At 73.5% G+C, this 23,503-nt stretch carries 37 protein-coding genes; 6 read left to right on the forward strand and 31 right to left on the reverse strand.

Features of this window, described 5'->3' with window-relative positions; genetic code table 11:
• Window positions 1–2 precede the first annotated feature (2 nt).
• From eccD to QSK03_RS03975, 6 genes are read left to right on the forward strand one after another with little or no spacing between them, the layout of a single operon-like run.
• Window positions 3–1,559 carry a type VII secretion integral membrane protein EccD gene (gene eccD / locus QSK03_RS03950; RefSeq protein WP_285648678.1) on the forward strand — a complete coding sequence of 519 codons (1,557 nt, stop codon included), beginning with the start codon at window positions 3–5 and terminating at the stop codon, window positions 1,557–1,559.
• Window positions 1,556–2,893, forward strand: a complete 1,338-nt coding sequence (locus QSK03_RS03955; protein WP_285648679.1) for a S8 family serine peptidase — start codon at window positions 1,556–1,558, stop codon at window positions 2,891–2,893. The genes eccD and QSK03_RS03955 overlap by 4 nt, the downstream gene beginning before the upstream one ends.
• On the forward strand, window positions 2,890–4,119 hold the full coding sequence (eccE, locus tag QSK03_RS03960; protein WP_285648680.1) for a type VII secretion protein EccE: 1,230 nt from the start codon (window positions 2,890–2,892) through the stop codon (window positions 4,117–4,119). The genes QSK03_RS03955 and eccE overlap by 4 nt, the downstream gene beginning before the upstream one ends.
• Complete coding sequence (locus tag QSK03_RS03965) at window positions 4,116–4,835, forward strand: hypothetical protein (RefSeq protein ID WP_285648681.1); 720 nt, start codon at window positions 4,116–4,118, stop codon at window positions 4,833–4,835. The genes eccE and QSK03_RS03965 overlap by 4 nt, the downstream gene beginning before the upstream one ends.
• 19 nt (window positions 4,836–4,854) lie before the next feature.
• The gene (locus QSK03_RS03970; protein ID WP_285648682.1) at window positions 4,855–5,169 is read left to right on the forward strand and encodes a Rieske (2Fe-2S) protein; all 315 of its coding nucleotides are present in this window, start codon (window positions 4,855–4,857) and stop codon (window positions 5,167–5,169) included.
• A gap of 34 nt (window positions 5,170–5,203) precedes the next feature.
• Entirely contained in the window at window positions 5,204–5,581 is a 378-nt protein-coding gene (locus QSK03_RS03975; RefSeq protein WP_285648683.1) for a VOC family protein, read from the forward strand.
• Between the two features lie 153 nt (window positions 5,582–5,734).
• Here QSK03_RS03975 and truA read toward each other — a convergent pair whose 3' ends face one another.
• The 31 genes from truA to rplB form a co-directional block, all read right to left on the reverse strand.
• Complete coding sequence (gene truA, locus QSK03_RS03980) at window positions 5,735–6,547, reverse strand: tRNA pseudouridine(38-40) synthase TruA (RefSeq protein ID WP_285648684.1); 813 nt, start codon at window positions 6,545–6,547, stop codon at window positions 5,735–5,737.
• A 50-nt stretch (window positions 6,548–6,597) separates the two neighbouring features.
• The gene (gene rplQ, locus QSK03_RS03985; RefSeq protein WP_285648685.1) at window positions 6,598–7,290 is read right to left on the reverse strand and encodes a 50S ribosomal protein L17; all 693 of its coding nucleotides are present in this window, start codon (window positions 7,288–7,290) and stop codon (window positions 6,598–6,600) included.
• An 89-nt stretch (window positions 7,291–7,379) separates the two neighbouring features.
• Entirely contained in the window at window positions 7,380–8,453 is a 1,074-nt protein-coding gene (locus QSK03_RS03990) for a DNA-directed RNA polymerase subunit alpha (protein WP_285648686.1), read from the reverse strand.
• A gap of 118 nt (window positions 8,454–8,571) precedes the next feature.
• Window positions 8,572–9,177 (reverse strand): 30S ribosomal protein S4, encoded by a 606-nt coding sequence (gene rpsD, locus QSK03_RS03995; RefSeq protein WP_285648687.1) that lies wholly within the window; start codon window positions 9,175–9,177, stop codon window positions 8,572–8,574.
• Between the two features lie 19 nt (window positions 9,178–9,196).
• Window positions 9,197–9,607, reverse strand: coding sequence for a 30S ribosomal protein S11 (gene rpsK / locus QSK03_RS04000; protein WP_285648688.1), 411 nt, complete (start codon window positions 9,605–9,607; stop codon window positions 9,197–9,199).
• 29 nt (window positions 9,608–9,636) lie between these two features.
• Window positions 9,637–10,017, reverse strand: a complete 381-nt coding sequence (rpsM, locus tag QSK03_RS04005; RefSeq protein WP_285648689.1) for a 30S ribosomal protein S13 — start codon at window positions 10,015–10,017, stop codon at window positions 9,637–9,639.
• A 189-nt stretch (window positions 10,018–10,206) separates the two neighbouring features.
• Window positions 10,207–10,320, reverse strand: coding sequence for a 50S ribosomal protein L36 (rpmJ, locus tag QSK03_RS04010; protein ID WP_018330934.1), 114 nt, complete (start codon window positions 10,318–10,320; stop codon window positions 10,207–10,209).
• Window positions 10,321–10,343: 23 nt separating this feature from the next.
• Window positions 10,344–10,565 (reverse strand): translation initiation factor IF-1, encoded by a 222-nt coding sequence (gene infA / locus QSK03_RS04015; protein WP_030532868.1) that lies wholly within the window; start codon window positions 10,563–10,565, stop codon window positions 10,344–10,346.
• A gap of 191 nt (window positions 10,566–10,756) precedes the next feature.
• Window positions 10,757–11,236: a DUF1707 SHOCT-like domain-containing protein gene (locus tag QSK03_RS04020; RefSeq protein ID WP_285648690.1), complete on the reverse strand. Its 480-nt coding sequence runs from the start codon at window positions 11,234–11,236 to the stop codon at window positions 10,757–10,759.
• Between the two features lie 74 nt (window positions 11,237–11,310).
• Complete coding sequence (locus QSK03_RS04025) at window positions 11,311–12,375, reverse strand: hypothetical protein (protein ID WP_285648691.1); 1,065 nt, start codon at window positions 12,373–12,375, stop codon at window positions 11,311–11,313.
• A gap of 75 nt (window positions 12,376–12,450) precedes the next feature.
• A complete protein-coding gene (map, locus tag QSK03_RS04030; RefSeq protein ID WP_285649227.1) occupies window positions 12,451–13,215 on the reverse strand; it encodes a type I methionyl aminopeptidase in 765 nt (254 codons plus the stop codon).
• Between the two features lie 84 nt (window positions 13,216–13,299).
• On the reverse strand, window positions 13,300–13,857 hold the full coding sequence (locus QSK03_RS04035) for an adenylate kinase (protein WP_285648692.1): 558 nt from the start codon (window positions 13,855–13,857) through the stop codon (window positions 13,300–13,302).
• 69 nt (window positions 13,858–13,926) lie between these two features.
• A complete protein-coding gene (gene secY, locus QSK03_RS04040) occupies window positions 13,927–15,246 on the reverse strand; it encodes a preprotein translocase subunit SecY (RefSeq protein ID WP_285649229.1) in 1,320 nt (439 codons plus the stop codon).
• A 204-nt stretch (window positions 15,247–15,450) separates the two neighbouring features.
• Window positions 15,451–15,906 carry a 50S ribosomal protein L15 gene (gene rplO, locus QSK03_RS04045; RefSeq protein ID WP_285648693.1) on the reverse strand — a complete coding sequence of 152 codons (456 nt, stop codon included), beginning with the start codon at window positions 15,904–15,906 and terminating at the stop codon, window positions 15,451–15,453.
• Window positions 15,899–16,090, reverse strand: a complete 192-nt coding sequence (gene rpmD / locus QSK03_RS04050; protein ID WP_285648694.1) for a 50S ribosomal protein L30 — start codon at window positions 16,088–16,090, stop codon at window positions 15,899–15,901. Before rpmD ends, rplO begins: the two co-directional genes overlap by 8 nt.
• Window positions 16,090–16,731: a 30S ribosomal protein S5 gene (gene rpsE / locus QSK03_RS04055; protein ID WP_285648695.1), complete on the reverse strand. Its 642-nt coding sequence runs from the start codon at window positions 16,729–16,731 to the stop codon at window positions 16,090–16,092. The genes rpmD and rpsE overlap by 1 nt, the downstream gene beginning before the upstream one ends.
• A 76-nt stretch (window positions 16,732–16,807) precedes the next feature.
• Window positions 16,808–17,209, reverse strand: a complete 402-nt coding sequence (gene rplR, locus QSK03_RS04060; RefSeq protein ID WP_285648696.1) for a 50S ribosomal protein L18 — start codon at window positions 17,207–17,209, stop codon at window positions 16,808–16,810.
• A complete protein-coding gene (rplF, locus tag QSK03_RS04065) occupies window positions 17,209–17,745 on the reverse strand; it encodes a 50S ribosomal protein L6 (protein WP_285648697.1) in 537 nt (178 codons plus the stop codon). The genes rplR and rplF overlap by 1 nt, the downstream gene beginning before the upstream one ends.
• A gap of 19 nt (window positions 17,746–17,764) precedes the next feature.
• A complete protein-coding gene (gene rpsH / locus QSK03_RS04070) occupies window positions 17,765–18,163 on the reverse strand; it encodes a 30S ribosomal protein S8 (RefSeq protein WP_285648698.1) in 399 nt (132 codons plus the stop codon).
• Window positions 18,160–18,408 (reverse strand): hypothetical protein, encoded by a 249-nt coding sequence (locus tag QSK03_RS04075; protein ID WP_285648699.1) that lies wholly within the window; start codon window positions 18,406–18,408, stop codon window positions 18,160–18,162. The genes rpsH and QSK03_RS04075 overlap by 4 nt, the downstream gene beginning before the upstream one ends.
• The gene (locus QSK03_RS04080; RefSeq protein ID WP_116708473.1) at window positions 18,405–18,590 is read right to left on the reverse strand and encodes a type Z 30S ribosomal protein S14; all 186 of its coding nucleotides are present in this window, start codon (window positions 18,588–18,590) and stop codon (window positions 18,405–18,407) included. Before QSK03_RS04080 ends, QSK03_RS04075 begins: the two co-directional genes overlap by 4 nt.
• 1 nt (window position 18,591) lies before the next feature.
• Complete coding sequence (gene rplE, locus QSK03_RS04085) at window positions 18,592–19,200, reverse strand: 50S ribosomal protein L5 (RefSeq protein ID WP_285648700.1); 609 nt, start codon at window positions 19,198–19,200, stop codon at window positions 18,592–18,594.
• Window positions 19,197–19,520, reverse strand: a complete 324-nt coding sequence (rplX, locus tag QSK03_RS04090) for a 50S ribosomal protein L24 (protein WP_285648701.1) — start codon at window positions 19,518–19,520, stop codon at window positions 19,197–19,199. Before rplX ends, rplE begins: the two co-directional genes overlap by 4 nt.
• Window positions 19,521–19,523: 3 nt before the next feature.
• Window positions 19,524–19,892, reverse strand: coding sequence for a 50S ribosomal protein L14 (gene rplN / locus QSK03_RS04095; RefSeq protein WP_116708470.1), 369 nt, complete (start codon window positions 19,890–19,892; stop codon window positions 19,524–19,526).
• Between the two features lie 85 nt (window positions 19,893–19,977).
• A complete protein-coding gene (gene rpsQ, locus QSK03_RS04100; RefSeq protein ID WP_285649231.1) occupies window positions 19,978–20,220 on the reverse strand; it encodes a 30S ribosomal protein S17 in 243 nt (80 codons plus the stop codon).
• A 143-nt stretch (window positions 20,221–20,363) separates the two neighbouring features.
• Window positions 20,364–20,600, reverse strand: coding sequence for a 50S ribosomal protein L29 (gene rpmC / locus QSK03_RS04105; RefSeq protein ID WP_169186800.1), 237 nt, complete (start codon window positions 20,598–20,600; stop codon window positions 20,364–20,366).
• Window positions 20,600–21,016, reverse strand: a complete 417-nt coding sequence (rplP, locus tag QSK03_RS04110; RefSeq protein ID WP_133829614.1) for a 50S ribosomal protein L16 — start codon at window positions 21,014–21,016, stop codon at window positions 20,600–20,602. Before rplP ends, rpmC begins: the two co-directional genes overlap by 1 nt.
• A gap of 4 nt (window positions 21,017–21,020) precedes the next feature.
• Entirely contained in the window at window positions 21,021–21,890 is an 870-nt protein-coding gene (gene rpsC, locus QSK03_RS04115) for a 30S ribosomal protein S3 (RefSeq protein WP_285648702.1), read from the reverse strand.
• Window positions 21,890–22,300, reverse strand: a complete 411-nt coding sequence (rplV, locus tag QSK03_RS04120) for a 50S ribosomal protein L22 (protein WP_285648703.1) — start codon at window positions 22,298–22,300, stop codon at window positions 21,890–21,892. Before rplV ends, rpsC begins: the two co-directional genes overlap by 1 nt.
• A gap of 55 nt (window positions 22,301–22,355) precedes the next feature.
• Complete coding sequence (gene rpsS, locus QSK03_RS04125; RefSeq protein ID WP_116708465.1) at window positions 22,356–22,637, reverse strand: 30S ribosomal protein S19; 282 nt, start codon at window positions 22,635–22,637, stop codon at window positions 22,356–22,358.
• A gap of 23 nt (window positions 22,638–22,660) precedes the next feature.
• Window positions 22,661–23,503, reverse strand: coding sequence for a 50S ribosomal protein L2 (gene rplB, locus QSK03_RS04130; protein ID WP_285648704.1), 843 nt, complete (start codon window positions 23,501–23,503; stop codon window positions 22,661–22,663).

Below are 23,503 nucleotides of genomic sequence, written 5' to 3' on the forward strand. Positions count from 1 at the left end.
GCATGACAGGCACCGCCCGGTCCGACCGCGGCGCGGCGCCGCCCGGGGCCACCGGGAGCCGGCCCGCGCTCGCCGAGGGCGACGGCGCCCCGCCGGCCCTCCCGGCGGGGACGGGCGCGCCGGTCGCCGCCGCGAGCCGCGTGTCGGTCCTCGCCCCCCGCACGCGGGTCGACGTCGCCCTGCCTCCCGACGTCCCGCTCGCCGACCTGCTGCCGGTCCTGCTCGACATGACCGGCGAGTCGGCGTCCGGCGGTCGCGGGGCGGGCGGGGGCTGGACGCTCGCGCCGCTGGGCCAGGGCACGGTCGACCCCGCGCGCACCCTCGCCTCGCTCGGCGTCCTCGACGGCGACCAGCTCGTGCTGCGGCGCCGCGCCGACGCCGCGCCGCCGCCGCTCTTCGACGACGTCGTCGACGCCGTGGCCGAGGCGACCCCCGCGAGCTACCGGGCGTGGGGTCCGGGCCTCGCGCGGGTGCTCGGGCTCGCGGGGCTCGCGCTCGGCCTCGCCGGCGCGGCGCTGGCGCTCGTCGTGGCGGGCCGCGGACCGGGCACCGCCGGCGGCCTCGGGACCGCCGCCGTCGCCGGGGTCGCCGCCCTCGCCGCGCTCGCGGTGGCCGCGGCCGGGACGCGGGTGGCCGACCAGGCGGGGGCGGGGTCGATCCTGGCCCTGGGCGCCGTCGCCCTGGCGGGCGTCGCCGGGGTGGCGGCCGTGCCGTGGGGGCCCGGCGGGGCGGCCACGTCGCTGATGGCCACCGCCGGCGCGCCGCAGCTCCTGCTCGGGGCCGCGCTCGCCGCCGCCGTGGCCGTGGCCGGACTGCTCGCCCTGGGCTCCGCGGGGCGCGCCGGCGTCGCCGCGCTGCTCGGCGTCCTGACCGCCGCGGTGCTCGTCGCCGTCGCCACGGGGGTCGCCACGGTCCTCGACGCGGGCGACGCCGCGGGCGTCGCCGCCGGGGCCGGGGCGCTGGCCCTCGTCGCGGCCGCGCTGCTGCCCCGTACCGGCATCGCCCTCGCGCGGCTGCCCCTGCCGCGGGTGCCCGGGTCGGCCGACGAGCTCGCCGACGACCCCGGGGTCGCCGAGCACGCGGACGTCGAGCGTCGCGCCGACCGCGCCCACGCCGCGCTGTCGGGGCTGGTCCTCGGGTGCGGCGCGGTCACGGCGGGCGCGGTCACCGTGCTCGCCCTCGCCCCGGTCGGTGGGTGGCGCGGCGTCGCCGGCTGGGTGCTCGCCGCGCTGCTCACCGCCCTGATCGCCCTGCGCTCGCGCACCTACGCCAATGGCGTGCAGGCGGTCGCGCTGCTCGTGTGCGCGCTGCTCGCCGGGGCGGGCCTGCTCGTCGGCTGGCTGCTGGCGGCGCCGCCGCTCGTCGCGATGCTCGCGGTCCCCGCCGTGGCGCTCGCGGGCGGGGCGTCCGCGCTGCTGCTCGGCGTCGTCGTCCCCCACCGGCGCTTCTCGCCGGTCGTGCGACGGGCCGTCGACGTCGTCGAGGCGGTCGGCATCGCCGCGGCGCTGCCGGTCGCGCTCGGGGTGATGGACCTCTACACGGCGATGCGGCTGCTGTGACGCGCACCGGGGGCGCGCTCGCCCTGGCCGCGCTGGCCGTGCTCGCGGTCCTGCTCGGCACGGCGCCGGCGGGTGCCGCGCCCGGATCGGCCCCGGCCCCGCCTGCGCCGGACGCGGCGGCGCTCGCCGCCCTCGACACCAGGCCGGACGCGGTGCCCGGAGCACGCGAGACCGCGCCCTGCCCCGGGCCCGTGGCCCCGGCGGGCGTGTCGGGCACCGGGTTCGGCGACGTCCCGCCCGGTCCGGACCCGGCGGCGGCCTGGACCGGCGGGCGCGGCGAGGGGCAGACGATCGCGGTCGTCGACACCGGCGTGGCGTCCCACCCCCGGTTCGGAGGGCGGGTCGCCGACGGCGGCGACTTCGTCGCCGGCGCCGCAGGGACCGACGACTGCGACGGGCACGGCACCGCGGTGGCCGGGCTGATCGCCGCCGACCCCGCGCCCGGCGATCTCCTCGTCGGGCTCGCGCCGGCCGCCCGCGTCCTGGCGGTGCGCCAGACCAGCGCGTTCTACGGCGCCGACGGCCGAACCGGCGTCGGCGACGTCACCACGCTCGCCCGCGCGGTCCGGCACGCCGCCGACACCCCGGGCGTCGGCGTGATCACCCTCGCGCTCGCCGCGTGCCGCACGCCCGCCCAGGTCGCGGACCCGGCCGCGGCCCCCGCGCTCGGTGCGCTGCGCGCCGCGGTGCGCGACGCCGTCGACCGCGGCGTGGTCGTCGTGGCCGCCGCGGGCAACACCGGGCCCGGGTGCCCGCCCAACGCCGGGGGCGCGGTGTCGAGCATCCCGGTCCCGGCCTGGTTCTCCGACGACGTGCTGGTGGTCGGCGCGGTCGGCGACGACGGCGCCGCGGACCCCTCGTCGCTCGCCGGGCCGTGGGTCGACCTCGCCGCCCCCGGCCGGGCACCGACCTCCCTCGCCGCCCGGGGCGACGGCCTGACCACCGCACTCACCGCCCCGGACGGATCCTCCGGGCCGCTGGTCGGCACGAGCTTCGCCGCCGCGCGCGTCGCCGCGGCCGCGGCGCTGGTCCGCGCGCAGGACCCCGCCGCCCCGGCGCGGGAGATCGCCGCCGCGCTCGTCCGGTCCGCGGCGCCGACGGCAGGGCTGGCGCCCGGCGTCCGCGACGACGCCGTCGGCTACGGGGTCCTCGACGCGGCGGCCGCCGTGCGCGGGGGCCCGCCGCGCACGGGTCCCGAGGTCCGCCCGGCGCCGCCGTCCGCGACCCCGGAAGAGGGCGGGCACCCCGGGGTCGTCGTCGGGCTGGTGGTCCTCGTGCTCATCGTCGGCGCGCTCGTCGCGGCGGTCGTTGTCCGGCGACGGGGGGCGCGGTGAGCCTCGTCGTCGCCCGGGGCCGCCCGGAGCCCACCGTGCGGCGGCGGCCGTCCGGGCCGTCGCTCGGGCCGGTGCCGCTGGTCGGCGTCGTCGTCGTCGAGATCGGCCTCGCCGCGGCGGTGGCGCTCGTGGCCGCGGACCGGCGGCTGCTCCCCCTGGCCGGTGTCGTGCTGTCCGCGGGGATCGTGGTCGGCCTGCTGCGCGTGCGACGGCGATGGCTGGTGGAGTGGATCGGCCTGGCCCTGCGCTTCCGGCTGCGGGTCCGGGAGCGGGTCGCCGAGCCGCTCGACGCCGGCACCGACCCCCGGCTGCGCGTCCTGCGCCTGCTCACCGGCGACCTCACCGTCGCCCGGACCCGCGACCACGACGGCCGGGAGGTCGGCCTGCTCGGGCACGGCGGGGGGTGGAGCGCGGTGCTCGCCCTCGACCCCACCGACCTCGACGGCGGGGCCCGGCTCGTCGCGCCGGACGCGGCGGGGGACGCCACGTCCTTCCCCCTCGCCGCGGTGGCCGGGTGCCTGGCCGACCGGGGCGTCGTGCTCGACGCCGTCAGCGCCCTCTGGCACTGCCGCCCGCTCGCGACGGAATCCCCGGCCGCGGCGGCCTACCGCGAGGTGCTCGGGCCGCTGCCCCCGCTCGCGCGGCGCGAGGCGTGGCTGGTGGTGCGCCTCGACCCGCAGCGCTGCCCCGACGCGGTCGCCGAGCGCGGCGGCGGTGTGGTCGGCGCGCACCGGGCGGTCGTCGGCGCCCTCGCCCGCATCTCCCGCGTGCTCGCCGACCACGGGACGCCGGTCCGCCCCCTCGGCGCCGACGACGTCCTCGACGCCGCGACCGGGGCGGCCGACTCCGGGGACGAGCTCGCCGAGCGGCTGACGGAGCACTGGCGCGCCGTGGTCGTCGGCGAGGTCGGGCACGCGAGCTACGCCGTCACCCGCTGGCCGACGGGGATGGCCCCGGACCGGCTCAGCGGGCTGACCGCCACGAGCGGGCGGTCGTGCACGCTCGCCCTCACCCTCGAGCCCGACCCGCGCGGCGACGGCGACGGGGCGCCGACCGTCGGCCTGCGTGGCACCGCCCGGATCACCGCCGACACCCCGGAGGCCCTCGACGAGGCGGGTGGCGAACTGGTCGCCCGCGGGCACGCCCTGGGGATCGCCCTCGACCCGCTCGACGGCCGCCACGCCGCCGGCCTCGCCGCGACGCTGCCCGTGGGGGCCGTGCCGTGAGCGCCGGCCGGACCGCCCCCACGCGCGCCGACCTCGAGATCGCGCCGGCCTTCTCGGTGTCGCCGCCGCTGCTCGACGCCCTCGGCCCACCGGTGCGCTCCGCGGGCGTCGTGCTCGGGGCGGACCCGGACGGCGAGCCGGTCGTCGTGGACCTCCTGCGCCCCGCGCCGACCCGGGTCGTCCTGCTGGGCGGGCTCTACCTGGCCCGTCAGGTGACCCTGCGGGCGGTCGGCACGGGCGCCCACGCCGTCGTCGTCACCGGTCGGCCGCCGGTGTGGGACGCGGTCCGGGAGTCCGCCGGGCCCTTCGGGGAGGGCGCCGAGGACGTCGTCCGGATCCTGCGCGAGGCGCCGGGCGACCTCGCCGTCGGCCACGGGCCGCCCCTGCTCGTGGTCCACGACCGCGGGGCCACCGCGCGGGGGCCCGCCCCGGCGCGCCGCCCGCACCAGACGACGCTCGTGGTCCTGCCGTCGCTGGTGCCCGCGGTCTCCGACCTCGCCGACGACGCCGACCTCGTGCTCATCCAGCGCCTGCCCCCGCACGAGGCGGAGCTCGCCGGACGCCTCTGGCGGCTCACGCCCGCGATGACCGAGACCCTGCGGACCCTGCCCGACCGCGGCGCGGTCCTCCTCGGCCGCAACCTCTGGCGCCGCGTCGACCTCGTCACCGGCCCCCGCGAGACCGCGATCCTCGGCCCGGTCCGCCGCGGCGACTGAGGCCTTACGCTCCTTGCTCGTGGAGGCGACGTTCACGCCGGTCCTGCCGCTCGCCGAGCTGGGCGACGGGACGATGCGCGCCGTCATGGTCGGGTCGACCCGCGTGCTGCTGGTGCGCACCGGCGACGCGGTCCGCGCCTACGAGAACCGCTGCCCCCACCGGGCCTGGCCCCTCGAGCGCGGCACCCTCGCCGGCGGCATCCTGACCTGCGCGAACCACCGCTACACCTTCGACGTGACCACCGGGCGCGGGATCGACCCGGGCGACTGCGACCTCGTCGCCCACCCCTGCCGCGTCGAGGACGGCACCATCGCGGTGGCGCCGCGCGCTTGACCTCGACCTTGCTCGAGGTCGCACCCTCGTGGGTATGAGCGTCGAGCTGAACCACACCATCGTCGAGTCCGCCGATCCGGACGGCGGCGCGGCCTTCCTCGCCGAGGTCCTCGGGCTGCCCGCGCCGTTTCACTTCGGGCCGTTCACGGTCGTCGAGGTCGCCCACGGGACGAGCCTCGACTTCATGACCGTCGCCGACCCGCACTCCCAGCACTACGCGTTCCTGGTCTCGGACGACGAGTTCCCGGTGATCGCGGACCGGCTGCGGGCCAAGGGCGTCCCCACCTTCGCCGACCCCGGCCACCGCCGGCCGGGCGAGAACACCAACGACGGTGGCCGCGGCGCCTACTTCGACTCCCCCGAGGGCCACAACCTCGAGATCCTCACCCGCCCCTACGGCAGCGGCGGCTGAGCACGTGGACGTGTCAGCGAAGTGCCGTTGCGGACACTCAGCGTCTGGAAACGTACTTCGATCACTAGGGGTCGGTCCCGGGTCCGGGACGCGGTGATCGAAGTCCCGATACGGACACTCAGCGTCCGTGACGACACTTCGCTGACAACCCGCTCACCCCTCGTCGCGGCGGCGGCGGGTCCGGGCGGTGCGGGCGGCGAGGTCGGCGTCGGGGGGGTAGTCGACGCCCGTCAGGCGCAGGCCGCGGGCGGCGACGACGGTGACCTCGCTCGAGCGCTCGCGCGCCGCGAGGAGCTCCGCGGGCCAGGAGACGGGGCGGCGGCCCTCGCCGACGGCGAGGAGCGCGCCGACGACCGAGCGGACCATCGAGTGGCAGAACGCGTCGGCCGACAGGCGGGCGGCGAGGACGTCCGACTCGCCGGGCTCGCGGGTCCAGGCGAGGTGCTGGAGCTCGCGGACGGTCGTGGCGCCGACGCGGGGACGGCAGTAGGCGGCGAAGTCGTGCTCGCCGAGCAGACCCCGCCCGGCCTCGTTCATCGCGTCGACGTCCAGGGGTCGCGGCCAGCGCAGGGTGTCGCGGGCCCGCAGCGGCTCGGGCCCCCACGCAGCGGTGCTCACGCGGTAGACGTAGTGCCGGCGCAGCGCCGAGAAGCGGGCGTCGAAGCCCTCCGGCGCCGCGGACACCGCCCGGACCCTGACATCCGATGGCAGCATCCGCGCCAGGCGCCCGACCAGGCCCGGGTGCAGCGCGACGGACTCCGGCAGGTCGACGTGGCAGACCTGGGCGTCCGCGTGGACGCCGGCGTCGGTGCGGCCCGCGACGGTGAGCGCCACCGGCACCCGCCAGACCGTCGCCAGGGCGTCTTCGAGGACGCCCTGCACCGTGCGGAGACCGGGCTGGCGCGCCCACCCCGAGAAGTCGGTGCCGTCGTAGGCGAGGTCGAGCCGGTAGCGCGTCAGAGACACCGCGAGCCCGCCCCCGGTGTCGGGAGCGGGCTCGCGGGCTGACGGCTCGGTCAGGACTTCGACTCGTCCGACTCGTCCGCGTCGTCGTCGGAGTCCGAGGTGTCGAGACCGGCGGCGGCCGCCGAGTTCTCGGCCATCTCCTCGGGAACCTCGTCGGACCCCGAGTCGGAGTCCGAGTCGGTCGCCGAATCGGTCACCGCGTCGGTGGTCTCCTCCACGGTGGTGTCCTCCGTGGCGTCGGCCTCCTCCGCCGCCGCGATGGTCGCCGCGGTGGCGGCGGCACCCGTGGCGGTCTCGCCGACCTCGGCGCCGGGACCCGACGGCGTGGTCGGCGGAGTCGGCGCGGCGGCCGTGCGGGTGGCCTGCGAGGCCTCCGCCGACGCCGTCCGCTCGTTCACCAGCTCGATGACGGCCATGGGGGCGTTGTCGCCCTTGCGCGGCAGCGTCTTCACGATGCGGGTGTAACCGCCGGGACGGTCGGCGAAGAACGGGCCGATCTCGGCCACGAGGCGGTGCACGACGTCCTTGTCCCGGATCTGCTCAGAGATCAGGCGACGGTTGTGCAGGCCGCCCTTCTTCGCCTTCGTGATCAGCCGCTCCGCGTACGGGCGCAGGCGCTCGGCTTTGGCCCGCGTGGTGTGGATGCGGCCGTGCGTGAACAGCGACGTGGCCAGGTTGGCCAGCATCAGCTTCTGGTGGTCGGGGGAACCCCCGAGCCGCGGGCCCTTGGTGGGCTGGGGCATGTCACTGCTCCTGTCTCGTGACGCCTTTCCTCCCCGGCCCGCGAGCGGGGCCGGGGAGGGGGCAGCACGTCAGAGTTATCTGGGACTGATTACAGCTGCTCGGTCTCGGCGTAGTCCTGGCCGTCGTCGTCCGGGACCCCGTAGCCGCCGAAGCCGCCGTCGGAGCCGTAGGACTCGAAGCCCTCGGACGGGTAGTCCGCCGCCGCGGCCGACGGGTCGAACCCGGGCGGGCTGTCCTTGAGCGCGAGGCCCAGCCCGGCCAGCTTCATCTTCACCTCGTCGATGGACTTCGCACCGAAGTTGCGGATGTCCAGCAGGTCGGCCTCCGAGCGGCCGACGAGCTCGCCGACCGTGTGGATGCCCTCCCGCTTGAGGCAGTTGTAGGACCGGACCGTGAGGTCCAGGTCCTCGATGGGCATCGCGAACGCGGCGATCGAGTCGGCCTCGGCGGGCGAGGGGCCGATCTCGATGCCCTCGGCGTCGACGTTGAGCTCGCGGGCGAGCCCGAAGAGCTCGACCAGCGTGCGACCCGCGGACGCGATCGCGTCGCGCGGCGTCATCGACGGCTTGGTCTCGACGTCGAGGATCAGCTTGTCGAAGTCGGTGCGCTGCTCGACGCGGGTCGCCTCGACCTTGTAGCTGACCTTGAGCACCGGCGAGTAGATCGAGTCGACCGGGATGCGGCCGATCTCGGCGCCGGACGCCTTGTTCTGCGCGGCCGGGACGTAGCCGCGGCCACGCTCGACGACCAGCTCGACCTCCAGGCGGCCCTGGTCGTTCAGGGTCGCGATGTGCAGGTCGGGGTTGTGCACCGTCACGCCGGCCGGCGGGACGATGTCGCCCGCGGTCACCGTGCCGGGACCCTGCTTGCGCAGGTACATCGTCGCCGGCTCGTCCTCCTCGGAGCTCACGACGAGCTCCTTGAGGTTCAGGATGATGTCGGTGACGTCCTCCTTCACCCCCGGGACGGTGGTGAACTCGTGGAGGACGCCGTCGACACGGATGCTGGTCACCGCCGCGCCCGGGATGGACGACAGCAGGGTGCGACGCAGCGAGTTGCCGAGGGTGTAACCGAAACCCGGCTCCAGCGGCTCGATGACGAACCGGGAACGGGTGTCGTCGATGGCGTCCTCGGAGAGGGCAGGACGCTGGGAGATCAGCACGTACGTTTCCTTCCGATGCGGCGTCCGCTATTTGACGCCGAACCCGAACCCCCGGTGCACGAACCGGCACCGGGGGGTCCTGCGGGGGGTTCACGGGGGGCGGAGCCCCCCGTGGGTATTACTTCGAGTAGAACTCGACGATCAGCTGCTCGGAGACGGGCGTGTCGATCTGCGACCGCTCCGGGAGCTGGTGGACGAAGATGCGCAGCGAGTCCGGGACGACCTGCAGCCACCCGGGCACGGGGCGCTCGCCGAAGTTCTCCTTGGCCACCACGAAGGGCAGCATGTTCCGGGACTTGTCCCGGACGTCGATGATGTCGTACTGCGTCACCCGGTAGCTGGGGACGTCGACCTTCTGGCCGTTGACCAGGAAGTGGCCGTGCCCCACGAGCTGGCGGGCCTGGCGACGGGTCTGTGCGATCCCGGCGCGGTAGACCACCGAGTCGAGACGCGACTCGAGCAGGCGCAGGAACTCGTCGCCGGTCTTGCCCTCGCGACGGTTCGCCTCCTCGTAGTAGGCGCGCATCTGCTTCTCGATGAGGCCGTAGGTGAAGCGGGCCTTCTGCTTCTCCTGCAGCTGCAGCAGGTACTCGGACTCCTTGATGCGGATCCGGCCGTGCTGCCCCGGCGGGTACGGGCGGCGCTCGAAGGACTTGTCGCCGCCGATCAGGTCGACCTTCAGGCGGCGGGACTTGCGGGTGGCGGGACCGGTGTAGCGGGCCATCGTGTGTCTCCTCTCCGCCTCAGACCCGGCGACGCTTCGGCGGGCGGCAGCCGTTGTGCGGCTGCGGGGTGACGTCCGAGATCGTGCCGACCTCGAGGCCCGCCGCCTGCAGCGAGCGGATCGCGGTCTCGCGGCCCGAGCCCGGGCCCTTCACGAAGACGTCGACCTTCTTCATGCCGTGCTCGGCGGCCTTGCGGGCGCAGTTCTCGGCAGCCATCTGCGCCGCGAACGGCGTCGACTTGCGCGAGCCCTTGAAGCCCACGTGCCCGGCGGACGCCCAGCTGATGACGTTGCCGGTCGGGTCGGTGATGGAGACGATCGTGTTGTTGAACGTGCTCTTGATGTGCGCGTGGCCGTGGGAGACGTTCTTCTTCTCCCGGCGGCGGACCTTCTTGGCCCCCGCGGCGCCGGCGCGAGTCCTGGGTGGCATCTAGCGGTTCTCCTGGTTCGAGGGGGCGCTCACTTGCGTGCGGCCTTCTTCTTGCCGGCGACGGTCTTCTTCGGACCCTTGCGCGAGCGGGCGTTCGTCTTGGTCCGCTGCCCGTGCACCGGCAGGTTGCGGCGGTGCCGCAGGCCCTGGTAGCTGCCGATCTCGACCTTGCGCCGGATGTCCGCCTGGACCTCGCGGCGCAGGTCGCCCTCGACCCGGAAGTTGTTCTCGATGTACGCGCGCAGGGTGGCGGCGTCACCGTCGGACAGGTCCTTGGAGCGGAGATCGAAGTCGATCCCGGTCTCGGTGAGGATCTCTCGAGACCGGCTGCGGCCGATCCCGAAGATGTAGGTCAGCGCGATCTCCATCCGCTTCTCGCGGGGGAGGTCGACGCCGGAGATGCGTGCCATGGGGTGGCGTGCTCCTGATGTCGTCCGGGAGGTCTGGCTCCCCGCCCGTCCCGGACCCCGACTGCTCGGTGTCCGGGCCCCGGCCTCCCGTGCCGGGGGTGCTCCGCCGGGACGTGCCGGCGTAGGTGCGGGGAGGTTTCTGGTGTGCGGCCACGCGGGCCGCGTCCGGGCCGTGCCCGGTCGTGCGCGTCAGCCCTGGCGCTGCTTGTGACGCAGGTTGTCGCAGATGACCATGACCCGCCCGTGACGGCGGACCACCTGGCACTTGGCGCAGATGCGCTTGACGCTCGGCTGGACCTTCACGTCCTCTTCCTCGCTGACTCGGCTTACTTGTAGCGGTAGACGATCCGGCCGCGCGACAGGTCGTAGGGCGAGAGCTCCACGACGACCTTGTCCTCAGGGAGGATCCGGATGTAGTGCTGGCGCATCTTGCCGCTGATGTGCGCCAGGACCTTGTGCCCGTTCTCGAGCTCCACCCGGAACATCGCGTTGGGCAGGGGTTCGATCACCCGGCCCTCGACCTCGATGGCGCCGTCCTTCTTCGCCATGTCCTCCGCATTCTTCTCGACGTACGCTGTCGTCCGCACGGGACGACCGACGCCGGAGGCGGCGGAGGTCCGAGGGACACGGCGCGCTCGTCACGGCCCCGACGCCCGCGAGCGCACGCCGAAGCCGGCACGACTCGCGCACCAGCTGTCAAGTGTACGCGCGGTGAGGCGAGGACCTCGCCACCGGGGGTTCAGCGCCGCAGGGAGCGCGCCCCGCAGGCGAACGGGAAGGGCGCCGGGACCGGGAGGCCCGCCCGCCCGGCGAGCGCGTGCACCGCGAGCACCACGCCCCAGGGGCCGGCCACCCAGATCCACCACGGCGCCACGGCGGCCCCGGTGCCCACCGACACGGCCACCCAGATCACGACGTTGATCAGCGACACGACCGCCCACACGGCCACCGCCACGCGCAGCGGCGAGGGGCGCCGGCGCTCGGGGACCGTCGCGGGCGACGCGGAGGCCCGAGCGGGCGCGGATGCCGGCCCCGGCCCTGTCGGGAGGTCCGCCGTCAGCGGCTCGAGGTCGGCCGCGACCACGGCGCCGTGCGCCGCGCGCACCCGCTCGTCGTACTCCGCGAGAGTCAGCCGGCCCTCGCCGTGCGCCGACGCCAGCCGCTCGGCGACACGCTCGCGCTCGGCGTCCCCCACCCGCATCCGGTCCGTCCCGGCCACCGCGACCACCCCACTCCTCGAGTCGCCCTCGACGATAGCAGGCAGCGGCTAGTTCTACTATCCGCTATCGGGTGTCACTCTGCCTCGGTGTCCCGACGGCAGGTCGCGGGGGCGCCGCCCGTCCCGTCGTCGAACGGCGGCGCGCACGCCGCCCGGCGGGCCGCCAGCAGCGTGCCACCGGCCGGGGTGAACGGGCCGTTGTTCTCGACGACCGCGAGCTGGTCCACCACCTCCCGCATCGCCGCCGAGTCGAGGTGCGGGAACTCGCGCAGCGCGGTGCTCTGCACCTGGAACGACCCGGACGGCGCCCCGCCCGTCTCGTCGACGACGTAGGCGCCGTAGGTGCGCAGCGCCTCGGCGACCGCGCGGACGTCGGGCTCGGTGATCCCCGACAGGTCCGTGTCCGGCGGGAGGGCGAGCAGCGACCCCATGGCGACCTGGGGGTTCTCGCCGCCGTACCGGCCCTCGTAGCCGTCGTCGGCCTTCACCGCGGGCCACCGGAACCCGCCGTTCTCCGGGGAGCAGCTCGTGGTGCACGGCAGGCTCATCTTGAGCGCGTGGCGCAGGGGCTCGCCCGAGGACAGCTCACCCTCGCGGATCGTGCCGCCGATGCCGGACAGCCCCGACCCGCCGTGGCAGCCCTCGGTGCCGTCGCCGGCGAGCGACTGCGCGGGCCAGGCGTACTCCCAGCTCGGGTCCCCGCCCGGCTCCAGCTCCATCGGCTGCCCCTGCACGACGGTCCGCTCGTCCGGGCTCGCGACGAGCAGGGTCGAGCAGTTGTTCCACGAGCCGTCCGCCCGGAGGTCGGGATCGACGCGCACCTCCCCCGACCCCGCCCCGCCGAGGGTCCGCACGGGCGCATCGGGGTCGACCGAGATGTTCTCGACGTCGGCGTAGAGGTCGCCGATCCGCGAGTCGAACTCGCCGTACCGCGCCGTCGTCGCCAGCGGCAGGTTCCAGATCGAGTTCCACGCGAACGGCCAGGCGTAGAGGTCCCGCGACGTCGGCGCCTCGGCCGCGCCGGCGACCCCGGCCGTCGGGAGCACCCCGAGCACCGCGGCGAGCACGGACACCACGGCCGCGACCACCGCCCGGACGGACGAGCGACGCCCCGGCTCGACACCCGATCGAGTGATCACGGTGATCGAGTCTGGCACGCGCGGGCGCCGCGCACGTGCCGAACGCGGGAATCGGACAGACCGCCCGCGCGACGATCAGGAGGCGGGTGCGGTCAGGATGCGCGGGCCGTCGTCGGTGACGGCCACCGAGTGCTCCCAGTGCGCGGCGCGGCTGCCGTCCGCGGTGACGACGGTCCAGCCGTCCTCGAGCTCCTCGGTCTCGTCGGTGCCCCCGGTGAGCATCGGTTCGATCGCGAGCACCATCCCGGTGCGCAGGCGCATCCCGCTGCCGGCGCGGCCGAGGTTGGGGACGAACGGCTCCATGTGCATCGAGGTGCCGATGCCGTGGCCGCCGTAGTCCGCGACGATCCCGTACTCCCGGCCGTCGGCCGCGGCCCGACGCCGCGCCTCGGCCTCGATGGCGTGGCCGACGTCGCCGAGACGACCGCCGGGCACGAGCGCCGCGATGCCGGCGTCCATGGCCGCGCGGCAGGCGCCCGACAGGTCCTCGTCGCCGGCCGCGGGCGTGCCGACCAGCAGCGTCACCGCGGCGTCGCCGTGCCAGCCCTCGAGGATCGCCCCGCAGTCGACGGACACGAGGTCCCCGTCGCCGAGCACCTGCTCGCGCGAAGGGATGCCGTGCACGACCTGCTCGTTGACCGAGGCGCAGATCGAGGCGGGGAAGCCCATGTACCCGAGGAACGAGGGCACCGCGCCGGCCTCGCGGATGACGCCCTCGGCGACCTCGTCGAGGTCGGCGGTGCTCACCCCCGGCCGGGCGGCCTCGGTGACGGCCGCGAGCGCGTCCGCGACCACCAGACCGGCGGCGCGCATCGCCTCGACCTGACCCGGGGTCTTCATCTCCACGAGGCGCCCCCGTACCCGGTCCGCGATGCCACCGACCCCCGCGGAGACGACGTCGGCGAGGCTACGGTTCGGCCCCACTCAGTCGTCGGGCTCGTCGGCGAGCGCGTCCATCGCCCGGTCGGTGATCTCCTCGACCGACCCGATGGCGTCGACGCGCACGGCGATGTCCCGGTAGTGCTCGATCAGCGGCTCGGTCTCGGAGCGGTACACGTCCTGACGGTGCCGGATGGTCTCCTCGGTGTCGTCCGAGCGACCGCGGGCCAGGAGCCGCTTCACCAGCTCGTCGTCGTCGACCTCGAAGATCAGGACCGCGTCGAGCCGCTGGCCGAGGTCGCCGAGCACGCTCTCGAGCTCCTGCGCCTGCGCGCTGTTGCGGGGGAAGCCGTCGAGCAGGAACCCCTCCTGCGCGTCGGGCTGGGCGAGCCGGTCCTTCACCATCTTCACCGTGACCTCGTCGGGCACGAGGTCACCGGCGTCGACGTAGCGCTGGGCTTCCTTGCCGAGCTCGGTCTCGTTCTTCATGTTCTCGCGGAAGATGTCGCCGGTGGAGATGTGCGGCGCGTCGAGACGCTCGGCCAGACGCGCAGCCTGCGTTCCCTTGCCCGCGCCCGGCGGGCCCACCAGCACGATCCTCACTGCGACACTCCCTCGCCCGACATCCCTGTGGAAGAACTTCCGACCCGCGCCGTCCCGGTGGTGTCCCGGTCAGCGCAGGAAACCCTCGTAGTTGCGCTGCATCAGCTGGCTCTCGATCTGTTTCACCGTGTCCAGCCCGACGCCCACCATGATCAGAACAGCCGTGCCCCCGAAGGGGAAGTTCTGGTTCTGCCCTTGACCGGTCAGGCCGAGGAAGAAGTTCGGCAGGACGGCGATGATGCCGAGGTAGATGGAGCCCGGCAAGGTGATGCGCGACAACACGTAGCTGAGGTACTCGGCCGTGGGACGCCCGGGACGGATGCCGGGGATGAACCCGCCGAACTTCTTCATCTCGTCGGCGCGTTCCTCGGTGTTGAACGTGATCGCGACGTAGAAGTACGTGAAGAAGATGATCAGGGCGAAGTACAGCAGGATGTGCAGCCAGTTCGACTGGTTGGCCAGGTAGGTCTGCACGAACCGGGAGAAGCCCGAGTTCTGGTTGCCGGTGATCCGCGAGAGCAGGTCGGGCAGGTAGAGCAGGGACGACCCGAAGATGACCGGGATGACACCCGCCTGGTTGACCTTCAGGGGCAGGTAGGTCGAGGTCCCGCCGTACATCCGCCGCCCGACCATGCGTTTGGCGTACTGCACCGGGATGCGCCGTTGGCCCTGCTCGACGAACACGACGCTCGCGATGATGACGAGCCCGAAGGCGCAGACGACCGTGAACGCCAGGGGGCCGGCGTTGGAGAGGATCGTGTTGCCCTCGGCCGGGATGCGGGCCGCGATCGAGGTGAAGATCAGCAGCGACATGCCGTTGCCGACGCCGCGCTCGGTGACGAGCTCGCCGAACCACATGATCACGGCGGTGCCGGCCGTCATGACGATGACGATGACCGCGAGGTCGAAGATGTCGGCGTTCGGCAGGATCGGGAACTGCGAGGGGTCGCAGTCCTGGAAGAGTTGGTTGCGGTCGGCCAGGGCGACGATGCCGGTCGACTGCAGGATCGCGAGGGCGATGGTCAGGTAGCGCGTGTACTGCGTGAGCTTGCTCTGACCGCTCTGCCCCTCCTTCTTGAGCTGCTCGAAGCGCGGGATGACCACGGTCAGCAGCTGGATGATGATGCTGGCCGTGATGTAGGGCATGATGCCCAGCGCGAAGATCGAGAGCTGGAGCAGCGCTCCGCCGGAGAACAGGTTGATCAGCGAGTAGACGCTCGCGGCGTCACTGCCCTGGACCTGCCGCAGGCACTCCTGCACGTTCGAGTAGGAGACGCCCGGCGCCGGGAGCGTGGCTCCGAGGCGGTACACCGCGACGATCCCGAGCGTGAACAGGATCTTCTTGCGCAGGTCCGGTGTGGTCAGGGCTGACCGCACGGCGCCGAGCACTCGGACCTCCAGATGTCGTTCGGCCGCGCCGCCGACCGTGGGTCGCGCGGGGGCCGCGTGGTCGCCGACCACACGCTGCGGGGAGGCGGCGGGGTCGGGCCGGGTCTCGTCGAGCTGACCCGGGGCGAGACTACACGGGCACACGCCGAGGGCCCCGGGCCGCTCCTCCACCTCGCGGAGGGCGGCGCCGGGGCCGGCGGGTGACTATTCGACGACGGTCGCGCTGCCGCCCGCGGCGGACAGCTTCTCGCTCGCCGAGCCCGAGAACGCGTGCGCGCTCACGTGCAGCGCCACCGAGCCGACCTCGCCGGTGCCCAGCACCTTGACGGGGTGGCCCGGGCGGACGGCGCCGGCGGCCACGAGCTCGGCCGGGCCGACCCCGCCGCCGTCGGGGAACAGGCGCGCCAGGTCGCCGACGTTCACGACCTGCGCGACCACCTTGTTGCGGTTGCGGAAGCCCTTGAGCTTCGGCAGACGCATCTGCAGGGGCATCTGGCCGCCCTCGAACGTCGCGGGGACGTTCTTGCGGGCGCCGGTGCCCTTGGTGCCGCGGCCGGCGGTCTTGCCCTTGGAGGCCTCACCGCGACCCACACGGGTCTTCTCGGTCCTCGACCCCGGCGCCGGACGCAGGTGGTGCAGCTTGATGGGCGACTCAGCCATTGCCGGACACCTCCTCCACCGTCACGAGGTGACGGACGGTGTTGATCAGGCCGCGGTTCTGGGGCGTGTCCGGTCGCACGACGCTCGCGCCGATGCGACGCAGCCCCAGGGTCCGCAGCGTCTCGCGCTGGTTGCGCTTGCCGCCGATCTCCGAGCGGGTCTGCGTGACCTTGAGGTCCGACATCACGCCCCCTGACCGGCGCGGGCCCGCAGCATGCGGGCCGGCGCGACGTCCTCGATCGGCAGGCCACGGCGGGCGGCGACGGCCTCGGGCACCTGGAGGGCCTTCAGCGCCGCCACGGTGGCGTGCACGATGTTGATCGCGTTCTGGCTGCCCAGGGACTTGGACAGCACGTCCGCGATCCCCGCGCACTCCAGCACCGCGCGCACCGGGCCGCCGGCGATGACACCGGTACCGGGGCTGGCGGGGCGCAGCAGGACCACGCCCGCCGCCTCCTCGCCCTGCACGGGGTGCGTGATGGTGCCGCCGACGCGGGGGACGCGGAAGAAGTTCTTCTTCGCCTCCTCCACGCCCTTCGCGATCGCGGCGGGCACCTCCTTGGCCTTGCCGTAGCCGACACCGACCATGCCGTCGCCGTCACCGACGACGACGAGCGCGGTGAAGCTGAAGCGCCGGCCGCCCTTGACGACCTTCGCCACGCGGTTGATGGCGACGACCCGCTCGAGGTGCGGGGTGCGGTCCTGCGAGCGGTCGCGGCCGCCCTGCTGGCGATCGCGGCCGGCGCTGCCGCCCTGGCGCTCGCCGCCCTGCTGCCCGGAGCCGGCCGGGCCCTGCTGGCCGTCGCGCCGTGCACGTCCCGGCATCAGGAGTTCCTTCCGTTCGTGGTCATCTCGGGGGTGCGGTCCCGACGGGTCGAGCTCCGCTTCGCTGCGTCTCCCATCAGAACTGCAGACCCCCCTCGCGGGCCGCATCCGCGAGCTGCGCGATGCGGCCGTGGTAGCGGCGACCGCCGCGGTCGAAGACGACCGCGTCGATCCCCTGGTCCTTGGCGCGGGAGGCGACGAGCTGCCCGACCTTGGCGGCCTGGGCCTTCTTGTCGCCCTCCATCCCGCGCACGTCGGCCTCGAGGGTCGAGGCGTGGGCGAGGGTGTGCCCGGCGATGTCGTCGACGACCTGGGCCGTGATGTGCCGCGTGGAGCGGGTGACGACCAGGCGGGGCCGCGACGGCGTACCGGCGATCTTCTTGCGCAGCCGGACGTGGCGCCGGGTGCGACCCGCGCGGCGGGTCTCCGACACGTTCTTGCCGAGGTGTCCGCGTGCCTTCGTCGTTGTCTCTGCCATCACTTGCCCGTCTTCCCGACCTTGCGGCGGATCTGCTCGCCGGCGTAGCGGACGCCCTTGCCCTTGTACGGGTCGGGACGGCGCAGCCAGCGGATGTTGGCGGCCACCTGGCCGACCAGCTGCTTGTCGATGCCCTGCACGGAGAACCGCGTGGGGCTCTCGACCGCGAACGTGATGCCGTCCGGCGGAGCGATCTTCACCGGGTGGCTGAAGCCCAGCGCGAACTCGAGATCCGAGCCGCGCAGCTGGACGCGGTAGCCGACGCCGTGGATCTCGAGCTTGCGCTCGTAACCCTGGGAGACGCCCTGCACGAGGTTGTTCAGCAGCGAGCGCGACAGGCCGTGCAGCGCACGGCTCTCGCGCTCGTCGTCGGGGCGCTGCACCGAGAGCACGCCGTCGTCGAGCGAGACCATGATGGGCTCGTCGACCTGGTGGCTCAGGGTGCCCTTCGGGCCCTTGACCGTGACGTTCTGCCCGTCGACGGTGACGTCGACGCCCGACGGCACGGTGATCGGGGCCTTGCCGATGCGTGACATGGTTCGGTTCCCCTTCCCGCTACCAGACGAAGGCGAGGACTTCCCCGCCCATCCGTCGCTGGTGGGCCTGGCGGTCGGTCAGCAGGCCCGAGGACGTCGAGATGATCGCGACGCCGAGGCCGCCGAGCACCCGCGGGAGCTCGTTGGACTTCGCGTAGACCCGCAGGCCGGGCTTGGAGACCCGCTTGATGCCGGCGATGCTGCGCTCGCGGTTGGGGCCGTACTTGAGGTCGACCACGAGGGACTGGCCCACCGTCGCCGCCTCGGTGCGGTACCCGGCGATGTAGCCCTGGTCGAGCAGGACCTGCGCCACGTGGGTCTTGAGCTTGCTGTGCGGCATGGTCGCGCTCTCGTGGAACGCCGAGTTGGCGTTCCGGATGCGCGTGAGCATGTCCGCGATCGGGTCGGTCATCGTCATGACCAGGTCACCTTCCTCGCCGTGGTTCCCCGGGTGGCGCGCAGAGAGGTCCTGCGGACGCTCCCGATGGCGGGCCTGCGGCGTGTGGAGCTGCTGTCAGCGGTGGGTCGGGTGCGCGGGGCCGGTGTCCCGTCGAGCAGGTACTCGCGGTGGGCCACGCGCTGGATGAGGCGCAGGAGCTCGGGGGAGATGGCCTCCCCTTCGAGCGGCGCGTCCTCGAGCGGCTGGGCGTTCTCGTCGCTCACCAGGACGCCTTGCTCACGCCCGGGAGCTCGCCCCGGTGCGCCATCTCGCGCAGGCAGACGCGGCAGAGCCCGAACTTGCGCAGCACGGCGCGGGCCCGCCCGCAGCGGTTGCAGCGGGTGTAGCCGCGCACCGCGAACTTCGGCTTGCGCGCCGCCTTGTTGACCAGTGCCTTCTTCGCCATCTCAGTTCTCCCTGAACGGGAAGCCGAGCTGACGGAGCAGCGCCCGGCCCTCCTCGTCGGTCGTCGCGGAGGTGACCACGGTGATGTCCATCCCCCGCGGCCGGTCGATCGAGTCCTGGTCGATCTCGTGGAACATCGTCTGGTCGGTCAGACCGAACGTGTAGTTGCCCGAGCCGTCGAACTGCTTGGGCGACAGCCCGCGGAAGTCGCGGATGCGCGGCAGGCCGATGGTCAGCAGGCGGTCCAGGAACTCCCACATCCGCGCACCCCGCAGGGTGGTGCGGGCGCCGATCGGCATGCCCTCGCGCAGCTTGAACTGCGCGATCGACTTGCGGGCCCGGCGGATCTCGGGCTTCTGGCCGGCGATGAGGGTGAGGTCGCGGACCGCGCCCTCCATGAGCTTGGAGTCGCGGGCGGCCTCGCCCACGCCCATGTTCACGACGACCTTGACCACACCCGGGATCAGCATCGGGTTCGCGTAGCCGAACTCCTCGTTGAGGGCCGGCTTGATCGCGTCGTGGTAGCGCTGCTTGAGGCGCGGGCGGTTCTGAGGGGCCGGCTCCGCTCCGCTGCGCGTCCCGTTCGCCGCGGGAGCTTCGGTGCTGGTCACGAGAGGTCCTTCCCGCTGCGGCGCGCGATGCGCACGCGCTTCGACTCACCCTCGCCGCCGGCGCGGACGCCGACGCGGGTCGGCTTGCCGTCGGGGTCGACCACCATGACGTTCGAGACGTGGATCGCCGCTTCCTGCGTGACGATCCCGCCGCTCTGCGCGCCGCGCTGGTTGGCCGACTGGGCGGTGTGCTTCTTGATCCGGTTGACGCCCTCGACGAGCACGCGCTCGCGGTCGGGGTAGGCCTGGATGACCTTGCCCTTGGCGCCCTTGTCCTTGCCGGCGATGACGACGACCGTGTCGCCCTTCTTGACCTTCATCTGCTACAGCACCTCCGGCGCGAGCGAGATGATCCGCATGAACCGCTTGTCGCGCAGCTCGCGACCCACCGGGCCGAAGATGCGGGTCCCGCGGGGCTCACGGTCGTTCTTGATGATCACGGCGGCGTTCTCGTCGAACTTGATGTACGAGCCGTCGGGACGGCGCTTCTCCTTGCGGGTGCGCACGACGACGGCCTTGACGACGTCACCGCGCTTCACGCCGGAGGCCGGGATGGCCTCCTTGACGGTCGCCACGATGACGTCCCCGATCCCCGCGTAGCGCCGGGACGAGCCACCGAGCACGCGGATGCACAGGATTTCCCTGGCTCCCGTGTTGTCGGCGACCCGGAGGCGCGACTCCTGCTGGATCACTGCTTCTCTCCTGACCTACCCGCACGCGGCGGATGGTTTCCGGCTCTGTTCATGGGGTTTCTCGGGGGCGGAGCCCCGAGGGTGACTACTTGGCCTTCTCGAGGATCTGGACCAGGCGCCACCGCTTGGTGGCCGACAGCGGCCGGGTCTCCATGAGGAGCACGCGGTCGCCGGGGCCGGCGGTGTTCTCCTCGTCGTGCGCCTTGACCTTCTTCGTGCGCCGGATGACCTTCGAGTAGCGCGGGTGCTTCACCCGGTCCTCGAGGCTGACGACGATGGTCTTGGCCATCTTGTCGGAGACGACCAGGCCCTCACGCACCTTGCGCAGGCCGCGGTCGTCGTTGCGCTCCGACGCCGGGCTCTGCTGGGCGTTCTCGCCCTGCTTGACCTCGGCGCGGACCTGCTCCTGCTCGTCACGCTCCGGGGCCGTCGCCCCCGAGCTGGACGGAGTCGTCGATTCTGGGGTCTCGCTCATGCCGCTCCCTCCTCATCGGGGGCGACCGACAGGCCGAGCTCACGCTCGCGCATCACCGTGTAGATGCGCGCGATGTCGTGACGCACGGTCCGCAGTCGACGGTTGTTGTCCAGCTGCCCGGTGGCCATCTGGAACCGGAGGTTGAACAGCTCCGCCTTGGCCTCGCGGGCCCGGGCGACGAGCTCTTCTCCGGTCAGCTCGCGCAGCTCACTGGCGGGGGTGCCGGCGGCCATCAGAACGTCTCCTCACGGCTCACGATGCGGCAGCGCATCGGCAGCTTGTGCTGCGCGCGGCGCAGCGCCTCGCGGGCCGTGGCCTCGTTGGGGTAGCTCATCTCGAACATGACCCGGCCCGGCTTCACGTTCGCCACCCACTTCTCGGGCGAGCCCTTGCCGGAGCCCATGCGGGTCTCGGCGGGCTTCTTGGTCAGCGGCCGGTCCGGGAAGATGTTGATCCACACCTTGCCGCCACGACGGATGTGCCGCGTGATGGCGATACGGGCCGACTCGATCTGCCGGTTGGTGACGTAGGCGTGCTCCAGGGCCTGGATGCCGTAGTCGCCGAAGGACATCTGGGTGCCGCCCTTGGCGGCGCCCGTCCGGTCCGGCCGGTGCTGCTTGCGGTACTTGACCTTGCGGGGGATCAGCATGGCTCTAGGACTCCGTCTGCGTGGTCGCCTCGGGGGCGGCGCCGGCGGGGGCCCCGCCCGTGCTGGCACCGGCAGCCGCCTGCTCCGCCGCCGCGCGCCCGGCCTCGGTGCTCGTGCCGGTGGTGCCGGACGAGCCGGACCGACGGCCACGGGGACGGTCGCCACCACCACCGCGGCCACCACGGCCGCCGCGCGGGTCGCGGGTCGCGGCGTCGAGCGCGGCCTGGCGCTCGGACTCGCGCTTGCCGCCGACGACGTCGCCCTTGTAGATCCAGACCTTCACGCCGATGCGGCCGAAGTTGGTCCGGGCCTCGAACAGGCCGTAGTCGATCTCCGCGCGGAGCGTGTGCAGCGGCACCCGCCCCTCGCGGTAGAACTCGGAGCGCGACATCTCGGCGCCGCCGAGCCGGCCGGAGCACTGCACCCGGATGCCCTTCACGCCGGGCGAGCGCATGGCCGACTGCATGGCCTTGCGCATCGCGCGCCGGAAGGACACGCGGTTGGACAGCTGCTCGGCCACGCCCTGCGCGACGAGCTGCGCGTCCGCCTCGGCGCCCTTGACCTCGAGGATGTTGAGCTGGACCTGCTTGCCGGTCAGCTTCTCGAGGTTGCCCCGCAGGCGGTCGGCCTCGGCGCCGCGGCGGCCGATGACGATGCCCGGGCGGGCGGTGTGGATGTCGACGCGCACGCGGTCACGGGTGCGCTCGATCTCGACCTTGGAGATGCCGGCCCGCTCCATGCCCTTGGAGAGCATGCGGCGGATCTTCACGTCCTCGGCGACGTAGTCGGCGTACTGCTTGTCGGCGTACCAGCGCGACTTCCAGTCGGTGGTGATGCCGAGGCGGAAGCCGTGCGGGTTGATCTTCTGGCCCATCAGCGGCCACTCCTCTTCGCGCGCGACCGGCCGCCCTGCGCCGGGGCCACCTCGGTGACCTCGACGTAGATGTGGCTGGTCCGCTTCCGGATGCGGTACGCCCGGCCCTGCGCGCGGGGCTGGAACCGCTTCATGGTCGGACCCTCGTCCACGGTGATCGTGGAGATCACCAGGTTCGCGGAGTCCAGGTCGAAGTTGTTCTCGGCGTTGGCCACCGCGCTCGCGACGAGCTTGGCGACCGGGCGGGCCGCCTTGAGCTCGGCGAACTCCAGCACCGAGGCGGCCTGGCCGACGGGCATGCCGCGCACCAGGTCCACCACGCGGCGGACCTTCATCGGCGACATGCGCACGTAGCGCGCCCGCGCGACGGCCCCGCGGGGGGCCGTGGCGGTGTCGGCTGCTGCGGTCATTCGGACGTACCTTCCTTGTCTCGAGCCATGGGGGGTCCCGCGCTCTCGCCGTCGCCTAGCGGCGACGGGAGCGGCGGTCCTCCTTGACGTGCCCGCGGAACGTGCGGGTCGGGGCGAACTCGCCGAGCTTGTGCCCGACCATGGACTCCGAGACGAACACCGGGACGTGCTTGCGCCCGTCGTGCACGGCCAGCGTGTGGCCGATCATGTCCGGAATGATCGTCGATCGCCGGGACCAGGTCCGGATGACGGTCTTGCGGTTGGCCTCGTTGAGCGCGTCCACCTTCTTGAGCAGGTGGTCGTCGACGAACGGGCCCTTCTTGAGACTGCGTGGCATCGCTTCGCTCCCTCCTGCTCTCGTCAGCGCTTCTTCTTGCCCTTGCCGGTGCGGCGGCGACGCACGATCATGCGGTCGCTCTCCTTCCGGCTCCGGGTGCGGCCCTCGGGGGTGCCGGCGGGGTTGACCGGGTGGCGACCGCCGGAGGTCTTGCCCTCACCACCGCCGTGCGGGTGGTCGACCGGGTTCATGACGACGCCGCGGACGGTGGGGCGCTTGCCCCGCCAGCGGTTGCGGCCCGCCTTGCCCCAGTTGATGTTCGAGTGCTCGGCGTTGCCGACCTCGCCGATGGTGGCGCGGCAGCGGACGTCGACGTTGCGGATCTCGCCCGAGGGCATCCGCAGCTGGGCGTACGGGCCGTCCTTGGCCACCAGCTGCACGCGGGCGCCCGCCGAGCGGGCGATCTTCGCGCCGCCGCCGGGGCGGAGCTCGATCGCGTGGATCACCGTGCCGGTGGGGATGTTGCGCATCGGCAGGTTGTTGCCCGGCTTGATGTCGGACTTGGGGCCGGCCTCGACCGTGTCGCCCTGGCCCAGACGCTCCGGCGCGATGATGTAGCGCTTCTCGCCGTCGGCGTAGTGCAGCAGGGCAATGCGGGCGCTGCGGTTGGGGTCGTACTCGATGTGCGCGACCTTGGCCGGCACGCCGTCCTTGTCGTTGCGACGGAAGTCGATGAGCCGGTACGCCCGCTTGTGGCCGCCGCCCTGGTGTCGGGTGGTGATGCGCCCGTGGACGTTGCGGCCGCCCTTGTTGTGCAGCGGACGGACCAGCGACTTCTCGGGGTGGTCGCGCGTGATCTCGGCGAAGTCCGAGACGCTCGCGCCGCGCCGCCCGGCGGTCGTCGGCTTGTACCTGCGGATTCCCAT

This window comes from Actinomycetospora sp. NBRC 106375, assembly GCF_030269665.1.
Classification (GTDB): domain Bacteria; phylum Actinomycetota; class Actinomycetes; order Mycobacteriales; family Pseudonocardiaceae; genus Actinomycetospora.

What these genes read in the sequence shown, in the direction of transcription:
- rplV (WP_285648703.1), bottom strand. Translation starts at nt 22,300, where the DNA reads ATGACCGCAGCAGCCGACACCGCCACGGCCCCCCGCGGGGCCGTCGCG.
- infA (WP_030532868.1), bottom strand. Translation starts at nt 10,565, where the DNA reads ATGGCGAAGAAGGACGGCGCCATCGAGGTCGAGGGCCGGGTGATCGAA.
- rplR (WP_285648696.1), bottom strand. Translation starts at nt 17,209, where the DNA reads ATGGCAGAGACAACGACGAAGGCACGCGGACACCTCGGCAAGAACGTG.
- rpmC (WP_169186800.1), bottom strand. Translation starts at nt 20,600, where the DNA reads ATGGCCGCCGGCACCCCCGCCAGTGAGCTGCGCGAGCTGACCGGAGAA.
- eccD (WP_285648678.1), top strand. Translation starts at nt 3, where the DNA reads ATGACAGGCACCGCCCGGTCCGACCGCGGCGCGGCGCCGCCCGGGGCC.
- QSK03_RS03975 (WP_285648683.1), top strand. Translation starts at nt 5,204, where the DNA reads ATGAGCGTCGAGCTGAACCACACCATCGTCGAGTCCGCCGATCCGGAC.
- rpsM (WP_285648689.1), bottom strand. Translation starts at nt 10,017, where the DNA reads ATGGCACGCATCTCCGGCGTCGACCTCCCCCGCGAGAAGCGGATGGAG.
- rplX (WP_285648701.1), bottom strand. Translation starts at nt 19,520, where the DNA reads ATGAAGGTCAAGAAGGGCGACACGGTCGTCGTCATCGCCGGCAAGGAC.
- rpsC (WP_285648702.1), bottom strand. Translation starts at nt 21,890, where the DNA reads ATGGGCCAGAAGATCAACCCGCACGGCTTCCGCCTCGGCATCACCACC.
- rplP (WP_133829614.1), bottom strand. Translation starts at nt 21,016, where the DNA reads ATGCTGATCCCCCGCAAGGTCAAGTACCGCAAGCAGCACCGGCCGGAC.
- map (WP_285649227.1), bottom strand. Translation starts at nt 13,215, where the DNA reads ATGAAGACCCCGGGTCAGGTCGAGGCGATGCGCGCCGCCGGTCTGGTG.
- rplO (WP_285648693.1), bottom strand. Translation starts at nt 15,906, where the DNA reads ATGGCTGAGTCGCCCATCAAGCTGCACCACCTGCGTCCGGCGCCGGGG.
- rplQ (WP_285648685.1), bottom strand. Translation starts at nt 7,290, where the DNA reads ATGCCCCAGCCCACCAAGGGCCCGCGGCTCGGGGGTTCCCCCGACCAC.
- rpsS (WP_116708465.1), bottom strand. Translation starts at nt 22,637, where the DNA reads ATGCCACGCAGTCTCAAGAAGGGCCCGTTCGTCGACGACCACCTGCTC.
- rpsH (WP_285648698.1), bottom strand. Translation starts at nt 18,163, where the DNA reads ATGACGATGACCGACCCGATCGCGGACATGCTCACGCGCATCCGGAAC.
- rpmD (WP_285648694.1), bottom strand. Translation starts at nt 16,090, where the DNA reads ATGTCGGACCTCAAGGTCACGCAGACCCGCTCGGAGATCGGCGGCAAG.
- QSK03_RS04080 (WP_116708473.1), bottom strand. Translation starts at nt 18,590, where the DNA reads ATGGCGAAGAAGGCACTGGTCAACAAGGCGGCGCGCAAGCCGAAGTTC.
- rplB (WP_285648704.1), bottom strand. Translation starts at nt 23,503, where the DNA reads ATGGGAATCCGCAGGTACAAGCCGACGACCGCCGGGCGGCGCGGCGCG.
- rplF (WP_285648697.1), bottom strand. Translation starts at nt 17,745, where the DNA reads ATGTCACGCATCGGCAAGGCCCCGATCACCGTGCCGTCGGGCGTCGAC.
- rpsD (WP_285648687.1), bottom strand. Translation starts at nt 9,177, where the DNA reads ATGGCCCGCTACACCGGTCCCGCCACCCGCAAGTCCCGCCGCCTGAAG.
- rpsK (WP_285648688.1), bottom strand. Translation starts at nt 9,607, where the DNA reads ATGCCACCCAGGACTCGCGCCGGCGCCGCGGGGGCCAAGAAGGTCCGC.
- rpsE (WP_285648695.1), bottom strand. Translation starts at nt 16,731, where the DNA reads ATGCCGGGACGTGCACGGCGCGACGGCCAGCAGGGCCCGGCCGGCTCC.